This is a genomic window from Pseudomonas kitaguniensis (assembly GCF_009296165.1).
GTDB classification, from domain to species: domain Bacteria; phylum Pseudomonadota; class Gammaproteobacteria; order Pseudomonadales; family Pseudomonadaceae; genus Aquipseudomonas; species Aquipseudomonas kitaguniensis.
Window position 1 is genome coordinate 1 of record NZ_VUAZ01000116.1, and the last position, 19,477, is coordinate 19,477.

A 19,477-nucleotide genomic window follows, 5' to 3' on the forward strand; every position below is an offset into this window, starting at 1 on the left:
ATGTGAGGACCCTATCAATGGCTGAGCCCAGTCAAATGTGAGAACCCTATCAATGGCTGAGCCCAGTTGGTGTGAGAACCCAATCAAATGGGTTCACACACTCAACTGTGGGAGGGGGCTTGCTCCCGATGAGGCTGGCTTTGGCGCTACAAAACTACTGGGTGCGCGGTTGTTCTGTCAGCACCACCGGAGCCTCCGGCTCATCCGCCTGCGGCGTTCGCTTGGGCAGCAAAACCTGCTGTGGATAAGTTTGCGCGAAGTGCACCTCATCACAGTTATCCACAAGCTTTTTCAAGCGCTGGTTAAACGCGCGGCTGACCGCATATTGCCCGCCCGACACCGTGCGGAACTGCGCGGTGAGGACCACACCGTTGAGGTCCATCTTGTCCACACCGAACACCTCCAGCGGCCCTTGCAGGTTGTACTTGAGGAACACATCGTCGCGTATCGACTGGCCAGCCTCATTGATCAGCTCAACGGCCTTGTCCACATCCGTGTCATACGTGAATTGCACCGAAAAGAACGCGTAGGCAAATTGCCGCGACTGGTTGGTAACCGCCTTGATTTGCCCGAACGGCACCGAGTGCACAAAACCCTTGCCGTCGCGCAGGCGCAGCGTGCGGATGGTCAGGCCTTCGACGGTGCGGCGTGGCCGGAGTCGAGCACCACCCAGTCGCCAATCGACAGCGTGTCTTCAATGATAATGAACAGACCGGTGATCACGTCCTGCACCAGTTGCTGGGAACCGAAACCGATGGCCAGGCCGACCACACCGGCACCGGCCAGCAGCGGCGCGACGTTGATGCCGAGGTTGGCCATGGTGGTGATCGCACAGATCACCACCAGGATGATTTTCACCGCGTTGCGCAGCAGTGGCAGGATAGTTTTGATCCGCGTGCTCGGCTGGCGATTCGAGCGTTTGTTCACCGGTGGTTTCAGCGCTTCCTGGATTGCCGTGTCGAGTACCACCCAGAACAGCCACGTCATCAGCAGGATCAAACCGATGCTGCTGAGGGAGTCGCTGATTGCGCGGCCCACCGAGTTGCGCTGAGCAAATTCAAACAGCGAGATGCCCCAGATGCGCCCGAGCATTTCGATAAAGGCGATGGCCATGGCGATGCGTAAAATCGCGTGCAACAGGCTGAGGAAACGCTCCTTGTAAGCGCTGCTACGTTGAATCGCCACCTGGCTGCGAGACTTGAACAGGTGCTGCAAAACGGTGCTCAGAAACACCGTGCCGATCAACAGAATCGTGGTGAACAATGCGCAACGCAGGGCCTTCTGGTTGTCGTCGCCGGCGCCGATCAGGTTGATCGCCGAGACCAGCACCATCAACAGAATCGGCCAATACCATAGGCCGGAAAATATGCGCAGCGATTGCTGCAGCGCCGGGTGTTTGATGCGCTGGGCCAACGGCCGATTGCGGATCAAGTGCGCCACCGGGCGACGCAAACGGATCACCAGCACGCCAAAAATCACAGCGGCGAACAAGCCGGTAAACACCGCGATGCTGCTGGTGATATTGCCGCCCAACTGGCGCGCAATTTGCGGGCTGGTCAGGGCATCGCTCAGCGCTGCGAGGAAGCCGATCAGAAACAGCGGCTTGGGGCAATAATTACGAATAATCTGCACGGCTGGCCGCTTGTGCCCCACGTTGAACATGACGATGACGCACAGCAGCATCGACGTGGAAAAGATGCCACTGCTGGTCGCGTAAGCGAAACACAACGCCAGCGCGCGCCCCACCGAGGAGGGTAAAAAGTGGCTGACATACAGGGTCAGCGGCAAACACGCCACCGCCGGAAGTGTGTACGGCAACACATACCCAAGCACAGCTTGCAGGCGCCCGCGCTGTTCAACGAAGTGCCGTCGACTCAGGCGCTGCACGATAAAGTGCCCCAGCAACGTCAATACGGCGAAGGCACCGACCCACACGCCGGACAGCAGCAAAAAGTCCCCGGCGATGCTCCACGGCGAACGCTGGCTGGTCTGATCGACCAGGCGCCCTACTTCGTCTGCCGCACGGTCTGCGCGCAGGCGCCAGGCGTCGATAAGGTTTTGATTGAGGTCGAGCTTGTCCTGCACGTCGTCGATGCTTGAACTGATGGCGCCAAGCAAACCGCCTTCCACCAGCAACTCGGGCTTGGCCGGCGCAGCGGCTGCGGCAGGTTCGGCGGGGGCGGCGGCCGGAGCAGCGGCAGCGGCTTGCAGCGCGCCACTGCCACACAACAGCAGCGCACCAAGCAGTAATGCAGTCTTTGAATTCAGCAAAACACCGGGCTCCTTCAGCAGGGTCTGTAAGAAACTGACGGGGTTTGCCGCTGATCGTTCCCAAGCACGATGAAGGAATTGCGCCCCGCACGCGCTGCGTGATCGGTTATACCGCGTGGTATGCCGTCTGTAGGACGTTGGAAACTTTCACGCAAAAATCGCAGTCAGCCATACACGGGGGCCTGGCCCCCACTCTTTTTTCACAGGAGCAATCATGGCTGCGATTCCCGACTGGGTGCCCGTTACGCCCAGCGTCGCCATCACTCGCTTCACGGTGCTGACGGTTAATATCCACAAGGGCTTCACGGCCCTGAATCGACGTTTCATCCTGCCCGAGCTGCGTGAAGCAGTGCGCAGCGTGGGCGCCGACATGGTGTTCCTGCAAGAAATTCACGGCACCCATGAGCACCACCCGCAGCACTACAGCGACTGGCCGAACATGCCGCAGTACGAGTTTTTGGCCGACAGCATCTGGCCGCAATTCGCCTATGGGCGCAACGCGGTTTACCCGCATGGCGACCACGGCAATGCGCTGCTGTCGAAATTCCAGATCACCCACCACGATAATCTCGACATCTCGCAAAGTGGCCACGAAAACCGTGGCCTGCTGCATTGCGTACTGCGCCTGCCGGGCAGCGGGCAAGAGGTGCATGCGATCTGCATGCACCTGGGCCTGCGCGAGGTGCATCGCCAGCAGCAATTGCGCTTGCTTGAGCAGCGCATCCGCGAGATTCCAGCGGATGCGCCGCTGATTGTTGCCGGCGATTTCAACGACTGGCGCCAAAAGGCAGACCTCAGTCAAAGCGGGCTCACGGAAGTGTTCGTACAAGCTCACGGCAAACCCGCACGAACTTTTCCCGCGCGCTTGCCCTTGCTGCCGTTGGACCGCATTTATGTGCGCAACTTGAAGGCGCACAACCCCAGAGTGCTGACGACACGGCCCTGGTCCCATCTGTCAGACCACGTGCCGCTGTCGGTGGAGATCGAACTATGAGCATTGCGGTAGAGCACATCGCCACCGACCAGCCACCGGATGACGCCAAGGCGCGCGACCTGGATTACGGCTGGCAGGCGGGCAACCGCATTGAGCTGCTGGAAAACGGCGAGGCGTACTTCCCGGCGGTGTTCGCCGCCATGCGCGAGGCGCGGCGGGAGATCCTGCTGGAGACCTTTATCCTGTTCGAAGACAAGGTTGGTCATGAGCTGCAAAGCATTTTGATCGAGGCGGCGCAGCGCGGCGTCAAAGTTGTGGCCAGCCTCGACGGTTTTGGTTGTGGTGAGCTGTCACCGTCGTTTCTCGGCGAGTTGGCGCAAGCCGGGGTGACGGTGCAAATGTTTGATCCGGCGTCGAAGACGCTCGGGTTTCGCACCAACTGGTTTCGCCGGCTGCACCGCAAGATCGTGGTCGTCGACGCCGAGGTGGCGTTTATCGGCGGAATCAATTTTTCTGCCGACCACTTGGGCGATTTCGGCCCCGAGGCCAAGCAGGATTACGCGGTGCAAGTGATCGGCCCGGCAGTGGCGGACCTGCACCACTTCGCCCTCGCACAAAGCGGCCGCCAAGTGCGCACGCGGCGTGGCTGGCGACGGCGCCAGCAACGCCCGTCGCCGTGGTCGACGGAGGGCGACAGCGGCCTGGTGCGCTTGATTTACCGCGACAACGTGCAACACCGCGATGACATTGAGGAGGCGTATATCCACGCCTTGAGCAAAGCCCAACGGCGCGCGGTGATTGCCAATGCTTATTTCTTCCCCGGCTACCGCCTGCTGCGCGAAATTCGCAATGCCGCGCGGCGTGGCGTGCACGTGCAACTGATCATGCAGGGCCAGCCCGACGTGCTGTTGGCCAAGCTGGCAGCGCGCATGCTGTATGACTATTTGCTTAAGGATGGCGTGGTGATTCACGAGTACTGCCAGCGCCCACTGCACGGAAAAGTCGCGCTGGTGGATGACGACTGGAGCACCGTGGGCTCAAGCAACCTCGACCCGCTGAGCCTGTCGCTGAACCTTGAAGCGAACGTGCTGATTCGTGACCGTGCATTCAATCAGCAACTTTATGAAAGCCTGGAACTGCTCGCCAAAAACCATTGCAAGACCATGCCGGAAAACCGCAAGCCGCGCTTATGGTTATGGCGCTTGACGGTCGGCTTTCTGGTGTTCCACGTCATGCGCCACTTCCCCGCGCTGACAGGCTGGTTACCCGCGCACAAACCGCGCTTGAAACCCTTCGAGAACTCGGCCAATGACCTCTGAAGCCAGCGGATCACGTTTCACGCGTTGGAAGAAACCGCTGACCATCGCCTTCTTCCTGTTGCTGATCGTGCTGTTCACCCTGCTCACGCGGCGTATCGACTGGAGCGAAGTGCTGCAGACGCTCGGTGACTTCAAGCTGCGCACCTTGCTGATCGCCGGCGCGCTGACGCTGTGCAGCTTCCTGGTGTACGCGAGCTTCGACCTGATCGGCCGCACCTACATTCGCCAACCGCTGCGCTGGAAGCAGATTTTGCCAGTGGGCATCATCAGCTATGCGTTCAACCTCAACCTGAGCGCGTGGGTCGGCGGCATCGCCATGCGCTATCGGCTGTATTCGCGGCTTGGCGTGAGCACCAGCAATATCGCCAAGATCCTAGGCCTGAGCCTGGCCACCAACTGGTTTGGCTATATGGCCTTGGCGGGCGTGGTGTTCAGCAGTGGGTTGGTGACCATGCCGCCGGGCTGGAAGGTCAGCAGCGGCGCCTTGCAAGGCATCGGCGCGTTGTTGGTACTGGTCAGCCTTGGGTATCTGGCGGCCTGCCAGTTTTCGAAAAAACGCGCGTGGTCGATCAAAGGCATCGAGATCAACCTGCCGTCGCTGCGCATGGCGTGTTTGCAGTTAGCCATGGGCGCGTTGAACTGGTCGTTGATGGCAGCGGTGATTTTCACCCTGTTGCCGGCCAAGCTGGATTACCCGCTGGTGCTGGGCGTATTGCTGATCAGCGCGATCGCCGGCGTGGTCACGCATATCCCGGCGGGCCTGGGCGTGCTGGAGGCGGTGTTTATTGCACTGTTGCAGCATGAGGCGTCGCGCGGCAGCTTGTTGGCGGGTTTGATTGCGTACCGGGCGATTTATTTTATTTTGCCGCTGCTGATCGCGTTGGTGATGTACCTCGCCGTGGAGGCCAAGGCCAAAGCATTACGGGTCAAAAAAACCCCCGCGTGAGCGCGTTAAGCTGGCGCGCCTGGACTCGGCGCACGCTAAGATTGACCCTGTCACCCATCACGAGGCAACACGTATGGCCAAGCAAGCGCTCATCCTGATCGATATTCAGAACGACTACTTTCCTCAAGGCAAGTGGCCGCTTGATGGCGTAGAAGCCGCGGCAGACAAGGCGGCGCAGGTACTCAACGCCTTCCGTCAGGCCGGCGATGCTGTGATTCACGTGCGCCATGAGTTCACTGCCGAGGACGCGCCGTTCTTCACCCCAGCGTCCGAGGGCGCGCACTTGCATGCCAAGGTGCTGAACGAAGGCGACGAACCGGTGGTGCTTAAACATTTCGTGAACGCGTTTCGCGGCACCGAGCTGCGTGCGCTGCTGGAAAAACGCAGCATCACCGACGTGGTGGTGGTCGGCAGCATGAGCCACATGTGCATCGACGCGGTGGTTCGCGCGGCTGCAGATTTGGGCTACACGGTCACGGTGATCCATGACGCGTGCGCAACTTGCGATCAGCAATTTAATGGCGAGGTCATCCCGGCCGCGCAGGTGCACGGTGCTTACATGGCATCGCTGGGCTTTGGCTACGCGAGTGTGGTCTCGGCGGATGACTACCTGAAGGCGCAAGCGGCGGCGGCATAACCGCCACTTGATTGCCCGGTTCAGCGGGTTGCGATGATAAACAGCCGTGGGAAAGGCAGCAGCACGGTTCCGTCGGCCAAGGCTGGATAAGCCTGAGTAATCCGCGCCTGGTAATCCTCCAGGAATGCGGCCTTCTCGCTATCGGACAGCGGTGCAAGAAATGGCCGCAATGCCGAAGCCTTGAACCACTCCACCACCGCCGCGTGCCCCACCAACGGGTGCAGGTAGGTAGTGCGCCACACATCAACCGTACTGCACTGCTGGCTCAGCAATTCGTAGTAGTAACTCGCGCTGTGCCGCTCATTGTGTTTAACCGCACCAATCTTTGCAGCCCATGGGCCATCGGCAGCCACGTCACGCGCCAGCCGGTGGGCAGGTTCGTCAAGGTTGTCCGGGGTTTGCACCGCCAGCGTGCCGCCGGGCATCAGCTGGTTAACCAGGTGCGGATAGAGCGTGGCGTGGTTGGGCAGCCATTGCAGGGACGCGTTGGCGAGGATCACATCGAATGCTTGCGCAGGCTTCCACGCACCAATGTCCGCCAGTTCGAAGTTCAGCGCCGGCAAGCGTTTACGCGCGTCGACCAGCATGTCATCGGAACTGTCGAGGCCAGTGATATGCGCCTGCGGGAAGCGCTCGGCCAACACTTCGGTGGAATTACCGGGGCCACAACCCAGGTCAACGGCAGTACGCACGTCGGTATTCGCAATGGCCGCGACCAGATCACGCACGGGGCGTGTGCGCTGCTGCTCAAACATCGTGTACTGCTTGGCTGACCAGGTCATCACGGCTCTCCTTTGTTTTTTGAGGTTGGCGACAGCCTAAATCTTGTGAGGCATGAGTACAAATGCTGCACAGACCTGGTACCAGCGCTGGCCAGGCAAGGTGGACGCTTGATCGGACGCAATAAAAAACCCCCGAGGCTTTCGACTGCGGGGGTTTTGCTTGTTCCTGGGGCTTAGACCCTAGAACGGAATATCGTCATCAAAGCTGTCGAAATCCGGAGCCGGTTGCGGCGCGGCCTGCTGTGGCGCTGGGCGCGACTCACGCTGTGGCTGCTGGCTTGGCTGTTGGCTTGGTTGCGGACGCGACTGCTGTGGGCGCGGTGCCGAGTTGGACATGCCGCCCTGGCCCTGTTGGTCGCCCTGTGGACGGCCGCCCAGCAGTTGCATGGTGCCTTGCATGTCGACCACGATTTCAGTGGTGTAACGCTTGATACCGTCTTTTTCCCACTCGCGGGTTTGCAGTTTGCCTTCGATGTACACCTGCGAACCTTTGCGCAGGTATTCACCGGCGATCTCTGCCACCTTGCCGAACATCGACACGCGGTGCCATTCGGTTTTCTCGACCTTCTGGCCGGTTTGCTTGTCGGTCCACTGTTCGCTGGTCGCCAGACTCAGGTTGGTCACGGCGTTACCGTTAGGCAAGTAGCGAACTTCGGGATCCTGGCCGCATGTACCGACCAATATGACTTTGTTAACCCCACGGGCCATAACGTTCTCCTAAGCTGGGCGCGCTGTCGGCACTGGGTTGACCAGTTGCTCAAGCGTCGCGCGATCCAATAATTCGGTGTCCAATTTGATGTAGATGGCGGCTTCTTCAGCAATAACCACGGCATCCGTAACCCCTGCGACAGCCTTAAGGCGCTCAACCAGACCGACTTCGCGGATCGCTTCTGGCGATAACGGCAAACGCAGGCTCGTCACATAGGGAGGTTCGCGCATGGTAACAGCAAAGGCTAGCCAGAGGGCAGCCAGACCTGCGCATCCGAGGAACACAACTGACAAACCGCCATGCTGGAACATCCAGCCACCCATGATGCCGCCCAGTGCAGAGCCGAGGAACTGGCTGGTGGAATAAACCCCCATCGCCGTGCCCTTGCCACCGGCCGGTGAAACTTTGCTGATCAGCGAAGGCAACGACGCCTCCAGCAGGTTGAACGCAGTGAAAAACACCACCGTGCCCGTTACCAGCGCCCGCAGGCTGTCGCCGAACTTCCAGAAGAATAGCTCAGTGAGCATCAGCGTCGCGACGGCGCCGAGTAAAACTCGTTTCATTTTGCGTTTCTTCTCGCCGTAGATGATGAACGGGATCATGGCGAAGAACGAAATCAGCAGTGCCGTGAGGTACACCCACCAGTGCTGTTCCTTGGGCAGGCCGGCTTTTTCGACCAGTGCCAGGGGCAGTGCGACGAAGCTGCACATCAGCATCGCGTGCAACACGAAGATACCTAAATCCAGGCGCAGCAGGTCTGGATGCTTGAGCGTCGGCAATAGCGCCTTGCGCGCAACGCCCGATTCACGGTGCTGCAAGGTGCCTGTGGAATGCGGGACCATAAAGGCCACGATCACGATACCGAACAACGCCATCCCGCCGGTGGCGAGGAACAGCCCGTGCAAACCAAAGGCGCGCGTCAGCAAGGGGCCGACCACCATCGCCACGGCGAATGACAGCCCGATGGTCATGCCGATCATGGCCATGGCCTTGGTGCGGTGTTGTTCGCGGGTCAAATCCGAGAGCAGCGCCATGACCGCAGCGGAAATCGCCCCGGCACCTTGCAGGATGCGCCCGGCAATCACGCCCCAGATCGAGTCGGACTGGGCCGCGAGCACACTGCCGAGTGCGAACACGATCAGCCCGAGGTAAATCACCGGGCGGCGGCCGATGCGGTCGGAAATGATCCCGAACGGAATCTGAAAAATCGCCTGGGTCAGGCCATAGGCGCCAATCGCCAGGCCGATCAGGGCGGGGGTTGCGCCTGCGAGATCCATCCCATAGGTCGCCAGCACCGGCAACACCATAAACATGCCCAGCATACGGAAGGCGAACACCAGGGCCAGACCGCTTGCCGCTCGGGTCTCGCCGCTACTCATGCGTTCGCTGTGGGGATCGTGCATGGAAAAACCTCGTGTGAACCGCCGGCGATTCTACCAGTCCCATCGATTGAGAGGGTATATGCGGCGCTTTGCCGCGCAGCTTTCATGTAAGGCTGCACCCGGCACTTTGACAGTGTATATTCATCCAGTCTTTAGCCGTATACTCCGGCATTATTTACGCCCGCCGTGCGAGGCCATCTTGGACAAGATCCTGATTCGTGGGGCTAGAACCCACAACCTGAAGAACATCGACCTGACCCTGCCTCGGGACAAACTGATCGTCATCACCGGTTTGTCCGGGTCCGGCAAATCATCGCTGGCGTTTGACACGCTGTATGCCGAAGGCCAGCGTCGTTACGTGGAATCGCTGTCGGCCTATGCCCGGCAATTCCTCTCGATGATGGAAAAGCCCGACGTTGACACCATTGAAGGCCTGTCGCCTGCGATTTCCATCGAGCAGAAGTCGACCTCCCATAACCCACGTTCCACAGTGGGCACCATTACCGAAATCTATGACTACCTGCGTCTGCTGTACGCGCGGGTGGGTATTCCGCGCTGCCCGGATCACGATATTCCGCTGGAAGCCCAGACCGTCAGCCAAATGGTTGACCTGGTGCTGGCCCAGCCGGAAGGCGCCAAGCTGATGCTGCTGGCGCCGGTGATTCGTGAGCGCAAGGGTGAACACCTTTCGGTTTTCGAAGAGCTGCGTGCGCAGGGTTTTGTGCGTGCACGCATCAACGGCAAGCTGTATGAGCTGGATGAAGCGCCGAAGCTCGACAAGCAAAAGAAGCACTCGATTGATGTAGTTGTCGACCGCTTCAAAGTGCGCGCCGACTTGCAGCAGCGTTTGGCGGAGTCCTTCGAAACCGCATTGAAGCTGGCGGACGGCATTGCCCTGGTCGCGCCAATGGACGACGAGCCGGGCGAAGAGATCATCTTCTCGGCGCGCTTCGCGTGCCCCATCTGTGGCCACGCGATCAGCGAGTTGGAGCCCAAGCTGTTTTCCTTCAACAACCCGGCGGGCGCCTGCCCGACGTGTGATGGCCTGGGGGTGAAGCAGTTCTTCGACATCAAGCGCCTGGTTAACGGCGACCTGACCCTCGCGGAGGGCGCGATACGCGGCTGGGACAGGCGTAACGTCTACTACTTCCAGATGCTCGGGTCATTAGCGTCCCACTACAAGTTCAGCCTGGAAGTGCCGTTTAACCAACTGCCGGCAGACCAGCAAAAGGTCATTCTGCACGGCAGCGGCTCGCAGAACGTCGACTTCAAGTACTTGAACGACCGCGGTGACATCGTTAAACGCTCGCACCCGTTCGAAGGCATCGTGCCGAACCTGGAGCGTCGCTACCGCGAAACCGAGTCCGCAAGCGTGCGCGAAGAGTTGGCAAAATTCCTCAGCACTCAGCCTTGCCCGGATTGCCGGGGTACCCGCCTGCGCCGCGAAGCGCGGCACGTGTGGGTGGGTGAGAAGACCTTGCCGGCGGTGACCAGCCTGCCGATCGGTGATGCCTGTGAATACTTCGGCGTGCTCAAGCTGACCGGGCGTCGCGGGGAAATTGCCGACAAGATCCTCAAGGAGATCCGTGAGCGCCTGCAGTTCCTGGTTAACGTGGGCCTGGATTACCTGTCACTTGATCGCAGCGCCGATACGCTATCGGGCGGTGAGGCCCAGCGGATTCGTCTGGCAAGCCAGATTGGCGCAGGCCTCGTGGGCGTGCTGTACATCCTCGACGAACCGTCGATTGGTTTGCACCAGCGCGACAATGATCGCCTGCTGGGAACGCTGAAGCACCTGCGGGACATCGGCAACACGGTAATCGTGGTCGAACACGACGAAGATGCGATTCGCCTGGCGGATTACGTGGTCGATATTGGCCCCGGTGCGGGTGTGCATGGCGGGCATATTGTTGCGCAAGGTACGCCGGCCGAGGTGATGGCTCATCCTGACTCGCTGACGGGCAAGTACTTGTCGGGGCGCGTGAAAATTGAAGTCCCGGCCAAACGTCGGCCGCGTAACAAAAAGGCGGCGTTGCACCTCAAGGGCGCGCGCGGCAACAACTTGCGCAATGTTGACCTGGAAATTCCTCTGGGCCTGCTGACCTGTGTGACAGGCGTGTCCGGTTCAGGCAAGTCGACGCTGATCAACAACACGCTGTTCCCGTTGAGTGCGACCGCCCTTAATGGCGCGACTACCCTGGAAGCAGCTGCACACGACAGCATTAAAGGCCTGGACCTTTTGGACAAAGTGGTCGACATCGACCAAAGCCCGATTGGCCGCACGCCGCGCTCCAACCCTGCCACCTACACCGGGCTGTTTACGCCGATTCGCGAACTGTTCGCCGGGGTTCCCGAATCCCGCTCACGCGGCTACGGGCCTGGCCGGTTCTCGTTCAACGTCAAGGGCGGGCGCTGCGAAGCGTGCCAAGGCGATGGCTTGATCAAGGTGGAGATGCACTTCTTGCCGGACATCTACGTGCCGTGCGACGTGTGCAAGAGCAAACGCTACAACCGCGAAACCCTTGAGATCAAATACAAGGGCAAGAACATCCACGAAACCCTGGAGATGACCATCGAGGAAGCACGGGTGTTCTTCGACGCGGTTCCAGCGTTGGCGCGCAAGCTGCAAACACTGATGGATGTGGGCCTGTCGTATATCAAGCTGGGCCAGTCGGCGACCACGCTGTCGGGTGGTGAAGCGCAGCGGGTCAAGCTGTCCCGCGAGCTGTCCAAGCGAGATACCGGCAAGACCTTGTACATCCTTGATGAGCCGACTACCGGCCTGCACTTCGCCGATATTCAGCAATTGCTGGATGTGCTGCACCGCCTGCGGGACCATGGCAATACCGTGGTAGTGATCGAGCACAACCTTGATGTGATCAAGACTGCCGACTGGCTGGTCGACCTGGGCCCGGAAGGCGGTTCCAAGGGCGGCCAGATCATTGCGGTAGGTACGCCGGAGCAGGTCTCCGAAATGCCGCAATCGCACACGGGTTATTACTTGAAACCGTTACTGGCACGCGACAAAGCCTGATTTATCGGGTACATGAAAAAGCCCCTGTCACTTTGCGGTGACAGGGGCTTTTTTGTAGCCGGGAATCAGAACTGCGATTGCAGGTAATTCTCCAGGCCGACCAGCTTGATCAGGCCCAACTGCTTTTCCAGCCAGTACGTGTGATCTTCTTCGGTGTCATTCAACTGCACGCGGAGAATTTCGCGGGTGACATAGTCGCTGTGCTGCTCGCAGAGCTCGATGCCCTTGCAGAGCGCAGCGCGAACCTTGTACTCAAGGCGAAGGTCGGCTGCGAGCATGTCAGGCACCGTGGTGCCCACATCCAGGTCGTCGGGACGCATACGTGGCGTGCCTTCGAGCATCAGGATACGGCGCATGAGTGCGTCGGCGTGCTGTGCCTCTTCTTCCATTTCGTGGTTGATACGCTCGTAGAGCTCGGTAAAGCCCCAGTCTTCGTACATACGCGAATGGATGAAATATTGGTCACGAGCTGCCAGTTCGCCCGTCAGCAACGTGTTGAGGTAATCGATTACGTCGGGGTGACCTTGCATCGCCCTACATCTCCCTACTTGAAAGCCTGTAGTTTGAACCATGATGACCTGCAGGTCACGAGACAAACGGCAGAAAAGTGAAGATTTACCGCGAAAAGTAGCTGAAATAACGCAAAAACCGCCCAAATGAGGGCGGTTCTGCTTCTCGTTTAGAGTCAGTTCATCGTTACACCCAGTGCGTCTGCAATACCTTGTGCGTAAGCAGGGTCCGCTTTGAAAAAATGCTGGAGCTGCAGTTGCACCACGTTGCTGCTAACGCCCGCCATGGCACCGGCGATGTTGTTGATCAGCAGCGTCTTCTGAGCATCGGTCTGCAGGCGGAACAACGCGCCAGCGTGGCTATAGTAGTCAGTGTCTTCACGCTGATCGTAACGATCTGCCGCACCCCGGAGCGCCAAAGGCGGCTCAGCATACTGTGGCGCTTGTTGCGGCGTACCCGCGACACTGTTGGGTTCATAGTTGGGGGACGCACCACCATTGGCACCGAACGCCATCGAGCCGTCACGCTGGTAGTGATTGGCCGGTTGCAGTGGCGCGTTGATTGGCAACTGCTGGTGATTGGTGCCCACACGATAGCGGTGAGCGTCCGGGTAAGCGAATAGGCGACCTTGAAGCATACGGTCAGGCGACAGGCCGACACCAGGGACGATGTTGCTCGGGCCAAAAGTAGCCTGCTCGACCTCGGCAAAGTAGTTGAGCGGGTTGCGGTTCAATTCCAGCTCGCCAATCTCGATCAACGGAAACTCGGACTGCGACCAAGTCTTGGTCACGTCGAACGGGTTTTCGTAGTGAGCCGCAGCCTGAGCTTCGGTCATGATCTGAATGTTGACGCTCCACTTGGGAAAGTCCCCGCGTTCAATCGCGCTGAACAGGTCGCGTTGAGCGTAATCAGGGTCGGTGCCGGCAAGGCGGGTTGCCTCTTCAGGCGTCAGGTTCTTGATACCTTGCTTGGTTTTGTAGTGCCATTTCACCCAATGCCGCTCGCCTCGGGCGTTGATCAGGCTGTAGGTATGGCTGCCGAAGCCGTGCATATGGCGGAAGCCGTCCGGCGTGCCACGGTCCGAAAACAAAATAGTAATCTGGTGCAATGACTCCGGAGACAGCGACCAGAAGTCCCACACCGCCTGCGCGCTTTTAAGGTTCGTTTGTGGCAGGCGCTTCTGGGTGTGAATAAAGTCCGGAAACTTCAGCGGATCGCGAATGAAGAACACTGGTGTGTTGTTGCCAACGATGTCCCAGTTGCCTTCTTCGGTGTAGAACTTCAGTGCAAAACCACGCGGGTCACGGGCAGTGTCCGCTGAGCCGCGCTCACCACCCACAGTGGAGAAACGCAGGAAGGTCGCGGTTTTCTTGCCAATGGACTCGAACAGCTTGGCGCGGGAGTACTGGGTAATGTCGCGGGTAACAGTGAATGTGCCGTGGGCACCTGAACCTTTGGCGTGCACGCGACGCTCCGGAATGTTTTCCCGATTGAAGTGCGCAAGTTTTTCGAGGAGATGAAAGTCATCAAGCAGCACTGGACCGCGAGGGCCGGCGGTACGCGAATTCTGATTATCGGCAACAGGTGCGCCGCTGGCGGTGGTAAGGATTGTGCTCATGTTCAATCTTCCTCAGGTAAATCATAAAACTGCCGGCTAATCGGCTGGAGGGAGTATTGACCATCAAGATAACACCATCAAATGCATTGATTCATGGACTTTGATAGAAAATAACTAATTTGCCACCCACACACTTAGCTGTTGGTTTAATAAAAATGCGCAAGTGGAGTGAGGAATATAGACGGCTTTTCTTACGCCCACAAAAAACCGGACACTAGGTCCGGTTTTTCGTTACAGACTGTCGTCTTACTCGGCGCTTACAGCTTCGCCGGCAGTAGCACGATCAACCAACTCGACGTACGCCATAGGAGCGTTGTCGCCAGTGCGGAAACCGCACTTGAGGATGCGCAGGTAGCCACCCTCACGGGTAGCATAACGCTTGCCCAGGTCGTTGAAGAGCTTACCAACGATAGCTTTCGAGCGAGTACGGTCGAAAGCCAGACGGCGGTTAGCCAGGCTGTCTGTCTTGGCCAAAGTGATCAGCGGCTCAGCAACGCGACGCAGTTCTTTAGCTTTCGGCAGTGTAGTTTTGATCAGCTCGTGCTCGAACAGCGACACCGCCATGTTTTGAAACATGGCCTTGCGGTGCGAGCTGGTACGGCTCAGGTGACGACCACTTTTACGATGACGCATGGTTCATTCCTTACCAAACTCACGTTCGGTGATTACGACGATCAGGCAGTCGCCTTGTCGTCCTTCTTAAGACTTGCAGGCGGCCAGTTGTCGAGGCGCATGCCGAGGGACAGACCGCGGGAGGCCAGAACGTCCTTGATTTCAGTCAAGGATTTCTTGCCCAGGTTCGGAGTCTTCAACAGTTCTACTTCGGTACGCTGAATCAGGTCGCCGATGTAGTAAATGTTTTCCGCCTTAAGGCAGTTAGCCGAACGTACAGTCAGTTCCAGATCGTCAACCGGGCGAAGCAGGATCGGATCGATCTCGTCTTCCTGCTCGATTACCACTGGTTCGCTGTCACCTTTGAGGTCGACGAACGCAGCCAACTGCTGTTGCAGAATGGTTGCAGCGCGGCGGATAGCCTCTTCAGGATCCAGAGTACCGTTGGTTTCCAGATCAATAACCAGCTTGTCCAGGTTAGTACGCTGCTCGACACGGGCGTTTTCCACCACGTATGCGATACGGCGAACCGGGCTGAACGAAGAGTCAAGCTGCAAGCGACCAATGCTGCGGCTTTCGTCTTCATCGCTCTGACGCGAGTCGGCCGGTTCATAACCACGACCACGAGCTACGGTGAGCTTCATGTTCAGGGCGCCGTTAGACGCCAGGTTAGCGATTACGTGATCGGGGTTAACGATCTCGACATCATGATCCAGCTGAATATCGGCAGCGGTAACCACCCCCGAACCCTTCTTCGACAAGGTCAGCGTAACTTCGTCACGGCCGTGTAGCTTGATAGCCAGACCTTTAAGGTTCAACAGGATTTCAATTACGTCTTCCTGTACACCTTCGATGGCGCTGTACTCGTGGAGCACACCGTCAATCTCGGCCTCGACTACTGCACAGCCGGGCATTGAGGACAACAGGATGCGGCGCAGCGCGTTGCCCAGGGTGTGGCCAAAACCACGCTCGAGAGGCTCGAGAGTAATCTTGGCGCGGGTTGGACTGACAACCTGCACATCAATGTGGCGGGGTGTCAGGAACTCATTTACCGAAATCTGCATGGATGCACCTATTTTCTAGCCCTTACTTGGAGTAGAGCTCGACAATCAGGCTTTCGTTGATGTCGGCGGACAGATCACTGCGAGCAGGAACGTTCTTGAAAACGCCCGACTTCTTCTCAGTGTCTACTTCTACCCATTCTACGCGGCCACGTTGGGCACACAGATCGAGAGCTTGGACAATGCGAAGTTGGTTTTTTGCTTTCTCGCGAATCGCGACCACGTCACCAGCACGAACCTGGTAAGACGGTACGTTAACGGTTTGGCCGTTTACGCTGACGGATTTGTGCGATACCAGCTGACGGGATTCGGCACGAGTCGAACCAAAGCCCATACGGTATACAACGTTGTCCAGACGGCATTCGAGAAGTTGCAGCAGGTTTTCACCGGTTGCACCTTTCTTGCCAGCAGCTTCTTTGTAGTAGCCGCTGAACTGACGCTCGAGAACGCCGTAAATACGACGGACCTTCTGCTTTTCACGCAGTTGGGTGCCGTAATCGGACTGGCGACCGCGGCGTTGGCCGTGGATACCAGGTGCTGCTTCAATGTTGCACTTCGATTCGATCGCGCGCACGCCGCTCTTCAGGAAGAGATCGGTGCCTTCGCGACGAGCGAGTTTGCATTTTGGACCAATGTAACGAGCCATTCTTTACAATCTCCTGGATTACACGCGGCGCTTCTTCGGCGGACGGCACCCGTTGTGCGGGATTGGCGTCACGTCGGTGATGCTGGCGATCTTATAGCCACAGCCGTTCAAAGCACGGACAGCAGACTCACGACCTGGACCTGGACCTTTGACATTGACGTCGAGGTTTTTCAGGCCGTATTCCAGCGCAGCTTGACCAGCACGTTCAGCAGCTACTTGAGCAGCAAACGGGGTGGACTTGCGGGAACCGCGGAAACCCGAACCACCAGAGGTAGCCCAAGACAGCGCGTTACCTTGACGGTCGGTGATGGTCACGATTGTGTTGTTAAAAGAAGCATGGATGTGGGCGATGCCATCAACCACTGTCTTTTTAACTTTTTTACGAGGACGAGCAGCAGGTTTTGCCATGATTAATTTCCTGTCGATTCGCGTGGGCGATTACTTGCGGATCGGCTTACGCGGACCTTTACGGGTACGCGCGTTAGTCTTGGTACGCTGACCGCGCACTGGAAGACCACGACGATGACGCAGACCACGGTAGCAACCGAGGTCCATCAAACGCTTGATTTTCATGTTGATTTCGCGACGCAGGTCACCTTCAGTGGTGAACTTCGCCACTTCGCCACGCAACAGCTCAATCTGCTCGTCGCTCAGATCTTTAATCTTTGCGGCTGGGTTTACCCCAGTATCTGCGCAAATTTTCTGCGCAGTAGTGCGACCAACACCATAGATGTAGGTCAGCGAGATAACAGTGTGCTTGTTATCTGGAATGTTAACGCCTGCAATACGGGCCATTCAGTGGGACTCCAATTGACAGCTACCTACGCCCCGGAAGCCAAGAAATAGGGCGCGAGATAATATCGCTGTAATAACAAATAATCAACCCGGCAGCGCACTAGCTGCCGGGCTTCAAGCGGATCACACTCAGCCTTGGCGCTGTTTGTGACGCGGTTCCGCGCTGCAAATTACTCGAACAACACCTTCGCGGCGAATAATTTTGCAGTTACGGCACAGCTTTTTCACCGATGCACGAACTTTCATCACCAACTCCTCGAACCTTATGGGTACTCAGCGCAACATGCCGCTGCCGTAACCCTTCAGGTTGGCTTTCTTCATCAGGGATTCGTACTGGTGCGAAACGAGGTGCGATTGTACTTGGGACATGAAGTCCATCACAACCACGACCACGATCAGCAACGAGGTCCCGCCAAGGTAGAACGGAACGTTTGCTGCAACCACCAGGAACTGGGGAAGCAAGCACACGGCCGTCATATATAGAGCACCGAACAGGGTCAAACGAGTCAGAACGCCATCAATGTAGCGTGCCGACTGCTCACCTGGACGGATGCCCGGAATAAAGGCACCGGACTTCTTCAGGTTTTCCGCTACGTCTTTCGGATTGAACATCAACGCCGTATAGAAGAAGCAGAAGAAAATAATCCCTGCACTAAACAGCAGAATATTCAACGGCTGACCAGGAGCGATCGACTGAGAGAGGTCCTGCAGCCAGCCCATATTTTCAGACTGACCAAACCAGGTACCCAACGAAGCCGGAAACAGCAAAATGCTGCTCGCGAAAATTGCCGGAATAACACCGGCCATATTCACTTTCAGCGGCAAGTGGCTGGTCTGCGCAGCGAAGACCTTACGGCCCTGCTGACGCTTGGCGTAGTGAACAGCAATACGACGCTGGCCACGCTCAATGAACACCACAAAACCGATAATCGCTACTGCCAGCAAACCGATAGCAACCAAGGCGAAGATGTTGATATCACCCTGACGTGCAGACTCGAAAGACTGCCCGATTGCTCTCGGAAGACCGGCGACGATACCTGCGAAAATCAACATCGAGATACCGTTACCAACACCACGCTCAGTAATCTGCTCACCCAGCCACATCATGAACATCGCGCCAGCCACAAACGTGGATACCGCAACGAAATAGAAGCCAAAGTCAGCAGTGAACGCTATCCCCTGCCCTGCCAAGCCAACGGACATGCCGATAGCTTGAACCAGAGCGAGGATGACAGTGCCGTAGCGGGTGTACTGGCTAATCTTGCGACGACCAGCTTCACCTTCCTTCTTCAACTGCTCCAGCTGCGGGCTGACGGCGGTCATCAGTTGCATGATGATCGATGCCGAAATGTACGGCATGATCCCCAGTGCAAAGATGCTCATCCGTTCCAGCGCGCCGCCGGAAAACATGTTGAACAAGCTAAGAATGGTCCCCTCATTCTGTCGAAACAGGTCTGCGAGTCGGTCCGGGTTGATACCTGGAACCGGGATGTGTGCGCCTATTCGGTAGACGATAATCGCCAGGAACAGAAAACGCAGACGAGCCCAAAGTTCAGACATACCGCCTTTGCCGAGCGCTGAGAGAGCACCTTGCTTAGCCATTTATTCCTCGAACTTGCCGCCAGCTGCTTCGATAGCCGAACGCGCACCTTTGGTGGCGCCGATTCCCTTGCCGATAGTGACAGCGCGAGTCACTTCACCGGACAGCATGATTTTCACACGCTGTACGTTGACGTTGATCACGTTGGCATCTTTCAGGGTCTGCACAGTAACGATGTCGCCTTCCACTTTAGCCAGCTCGGACAGACGCACTTCTGCGCGGTCCATGGCTTTCAGGGATACGAAACCGAACTTAGGCAGGCGACGATGCAGCGGCTGTTGACCGCCTTCAAAGCCTGGAGCAATGGTGCCACCGGAGCGGGAGGTTTGACCTTTGTGGCCACGGCCACCAGTCTTACCCAAACCGCTACCGATACCACGGCCCGGACGATGCTTTTCGCGACGGGAACCCGGCGCTGGACTCAGATCATTGAGTTTCATCGATTAACCCTCGACACGCAGCATGTAGTAAGCCTTGTTGATCATCCCGCGATTCTCGGGAGTATCCTGGACTTCTACAGTGTGACCGATGCGACGCAGACCCAAACCCTTAACGCACAATTTGTGGTTAGGGATGCGACCGGTCATGCTTTTGATCAGCGTTACTTTAACGGTAGCCATG

At 57.9% G+C, this 19,477-nt stretch carries 19 protein-coding genes and 1 pseudogene; 5 read left to right on the forward strand and 15 right to left on the reverse strand.

The features are described 5' to 3' along the window. Window positions 1-154 precede the first annotated feature (154 nt). Window positions 155-2,271 (reverse strand): annotated as a pseudogene (locus F0169_RS18930) (mechanosensitive ion channel family protein). A 214-nt stretch (window positions 2,272-2,485) separates the two neighbouring features. Between F0169_RS18930 and F0169_RS18935 the strand changes: the two are divergent. The 4 genes from F0169_RS18935 to F0169_RS18950 all read left to right on the forward strand — a co-directional run bounded on the left by F0169_RS18935 (window position 2,486) and on the right by F0169_RS18950 (window position 6,107). Beyond that, a complete protein-coding gene (locus F0169_RS18935) occupies window positions 2,486-3,265 on the forward strand; it encodes an endonuclease/exonuclease/phosphatase family protein (protein ID WP_058414081.1) in 780 nt (259 codons plus the stop codon). Further along, entirely contained in the window at window positions 3,262-4,524 is a 1,263-nt protein-coding gene (clsB, locus tag F0169_RS18940; protein ID WP_152747342.1) for a cardiolipin synthase ClsB, read from the forward strand. The genes F0169_RS18935 and clsB overlap by 4 nt, the downstream gene beginning before the upstream one ends. Then, a complete protein-coding gene (locus F0169_RS18945) occupies window positions 4,514-5,470 on the forward strand; it encodes a lysylphosphatidylglycerol synthase domain-containing protein (RefSeq protein WP_152747343.1) in 957 nt (318 codons plus the stop codon). Before clsB ends, F0169_RS18945 begins: the two co-directional genes overlap by 11 nt. A gap of 73 nt (window positions 5,471-5,543) precedes the next feature. Continuing rightward, window positions 5,544-6,107 carry a cysteine hydrolase family protein gene (locus F0169_RS18950; RefSeq protein WP_122250394.1) on the forward strand — a complete coding sequence of 188 codons (564 nt, stop codon included), beginning with the start codon at window positions 5,544-5,546 and terminating at the stop codon, window positions 6,105-6,107. A 20-nt stretch (window positions 6,108-6,127) separates the two neighbouring features. Here F0169_RS18950 and tam read toward each other — a convergent pair whose 3' ends face one another. The 3 genes from tam to F0169_RS18965 all read right to left on the reverse strand — a co-directional run bounded on the left by tam (window position 6,128) and on the right by F0169_RS18965 (window position 9,001). Further along, a complete protein-coding gene (gene tam / locus F0169_RS18955) occupies window positions 6,128-6,889 on the reverse strand; it encodes a trans-aconitate 2-methyltransferase (protein ID WP_152747344.1) in 762 nt (253 codons plus the stop codon). Window positions 6,890-7,069: 180 nt separating this feature from the next. Continuing rightward, on the reverse strand, window positions 7,070-7,597 hold the full coding sequence (locus tag F0169_RS18960; RefSeq protein WP_099235124.1) for a single-stranded DNA-binding protein: 528 nt from the start codon (window positions 7,595-7,597) through the stop codon (window positions 7,070-7,072). Between the two features lie 9 nt (window positions 7,598-7,606). Beyond that, window positions 7,607-9,001, reverse strand: coding sequence for an MFS transporter (locus F0169_RS18965; protein WP_058414075.1), 1,395 nt, complete (start codon window positions 8,999-9,001; stop codon window positions 7,607-7,609). A 178-nt stretch (window positions 9,002-9,179) separates the two neighbouring features. Here F0169_RS18965 and uvrA point away from each other — a divergent pair, with 178 nt between their 5' ends. Further along, window positions 9,180-12,014, forward strand: a complete 2,835-nt coding sequence (gene uvrA, locus F0169_RS18970) for an excinuclease ABC subunit UvrA (RefSeq protein WP_152747345.1) — start codon at window positions 9,180-9,182, stop codon at window positions 12,012-12,014. A gap of 65 nt (window positions 12,015-12,079) precedes the next feature. Here the strand turns inward: uvrA and bfr are convergent, their stop codons facing one another. The 11 genes from bfr to rpmD form a co-directional block, all read right to left on the reverse strand. Continuing rightward, window positions 12,080-12,544, reverse strand: a complete 465-nt coding sequence (gene bfr / locus F0169_RS18975) for a bacterioferritin (RefSeq protein ID WP_053258271.1) — start codon at window positions 12,542-12,544, stop codon at window positions 12,080-12,082. Between the two features lie 155 nt (window positions 12,545-12,699). After that, window positions 12,700-14,142 (reverse strand): catalase, encoded by a 1,443-nt coding sequence (locus F0169_RS18980; protein ID WP_425274306.1) that lies wholly within the window; start codon window positions 14,140-14,142, stop codon window positions 12,700-12,702. Between the two features lie 246 nt (window positions 14,143-14,388). Beyond that, window positions 14,389-14,775: a 50S ribosomal protein L17 gene (gene rplQ / locus F0169_RS18985; RefSeq protein WP_007918448.1), complete on the reverse strand. Its 387-nt coding sequence runs from the start codon at window positions 14,773-14,775 to the stop codon at window positions 14,389-14,391. A gap of 41 nt (window positions 14,776-14,816) precedes the next feature. Continuing rightward, entirely contained in the window at window positions 14,817-15,818 is a 1,002-nt protein-coding gene (locus F0169_RS18990; protein WP_003176403.1) for a DNA-directed RNA polymerase subunit alpha, read from the reverse strand. Window positions 15,819-15,840: 22 nt separating this feature from the next. Then, window positions 15,841-16,461, reverse strand: coding sequence for a 30S ribosomal protein S4 (gene rpsD / locus F0169_RS18995; protein WP_003210056.1), 621 nt, complete (start codon window positions 16,459-16,461; stop codon window positions 15,841-15,843). A gap of 18 nt (window positions 16,462-16,479) precedes the next feature. Next, window positions 16,480-16,869 carry a 30S ribosomal protein S11 gene (gene rpsK / locus F0169_RS19000; RefSeq protein WP_002555466.1) on the reverse strand — a complete coding sequence of 130 codons (390 nt, stop codon included), beginning with the start codon at window positions 16,867-16,869 and terminating at the stop codon, window positions 16,480-16,482. A gap of 30 nt (window positions 16,870-16,899) precedes the next feature. Next, entirely contained in the window at window positions 16,900-17,256 is a 357-nt protein-coding gene (rpsM, locus tag F0169_RS19005; RefSeq protein WP_003210063.1) for a 30S ribosomal protein S13, read from the reverse strand. Window positions 17,257-17,385: 129 nt separating this feature from the next. After that, window positions 17,386-17,502 carry a 50S ribosomal protein L36 gene (gene rpmJ, locus F0169_RS19010; RefSeq protein WP_002555468.1) on the reverse strand — a complete coding sequence of 39 codons (117 nt, stop codon included), beginning with the start codon at window positions 17,500-17,502 and terminating at the stop codon, window positions 17,386-17,388. Window positions 17,503-17,529: 27 nt separating this feature from the next. Next, entirely contained in the window at window positions 17,530-18,858 is a 1,329-nt protein-coding gene (gene secY, locus F0169_RS19015) for a preprotein translocase subunit SecY (RefSeq protein ID WP_058414072.1), read from the reverse strand. Continuing rightward, window positions 18,859-19,296 carry a 50S ribosomal protein L15 gene (rplO, locus tag F0169_RS19020; protein WP_003176407.1) on the reverse strand — a complete coding sequence of 146 codons (438 nt, stop codon included), beginning with the start codon at window positions 19,294-19,296 and terminating at the stop codon, window positions 18,859-18,861. A 3-nt stretch (window positions 19,297-19,299) separates the two neighbouring features. Beyond that, entirely contained in the window at window positions 19,300-19,476 is a 177-nt protein-coding gene (gene rpmD / locus F0169_RS19025) for a 50S ribosomal protein L30 (protein WP_003176408.1), read from the reverse strand. Window position 19,477 lies beyond the last annotated feature (1 nt).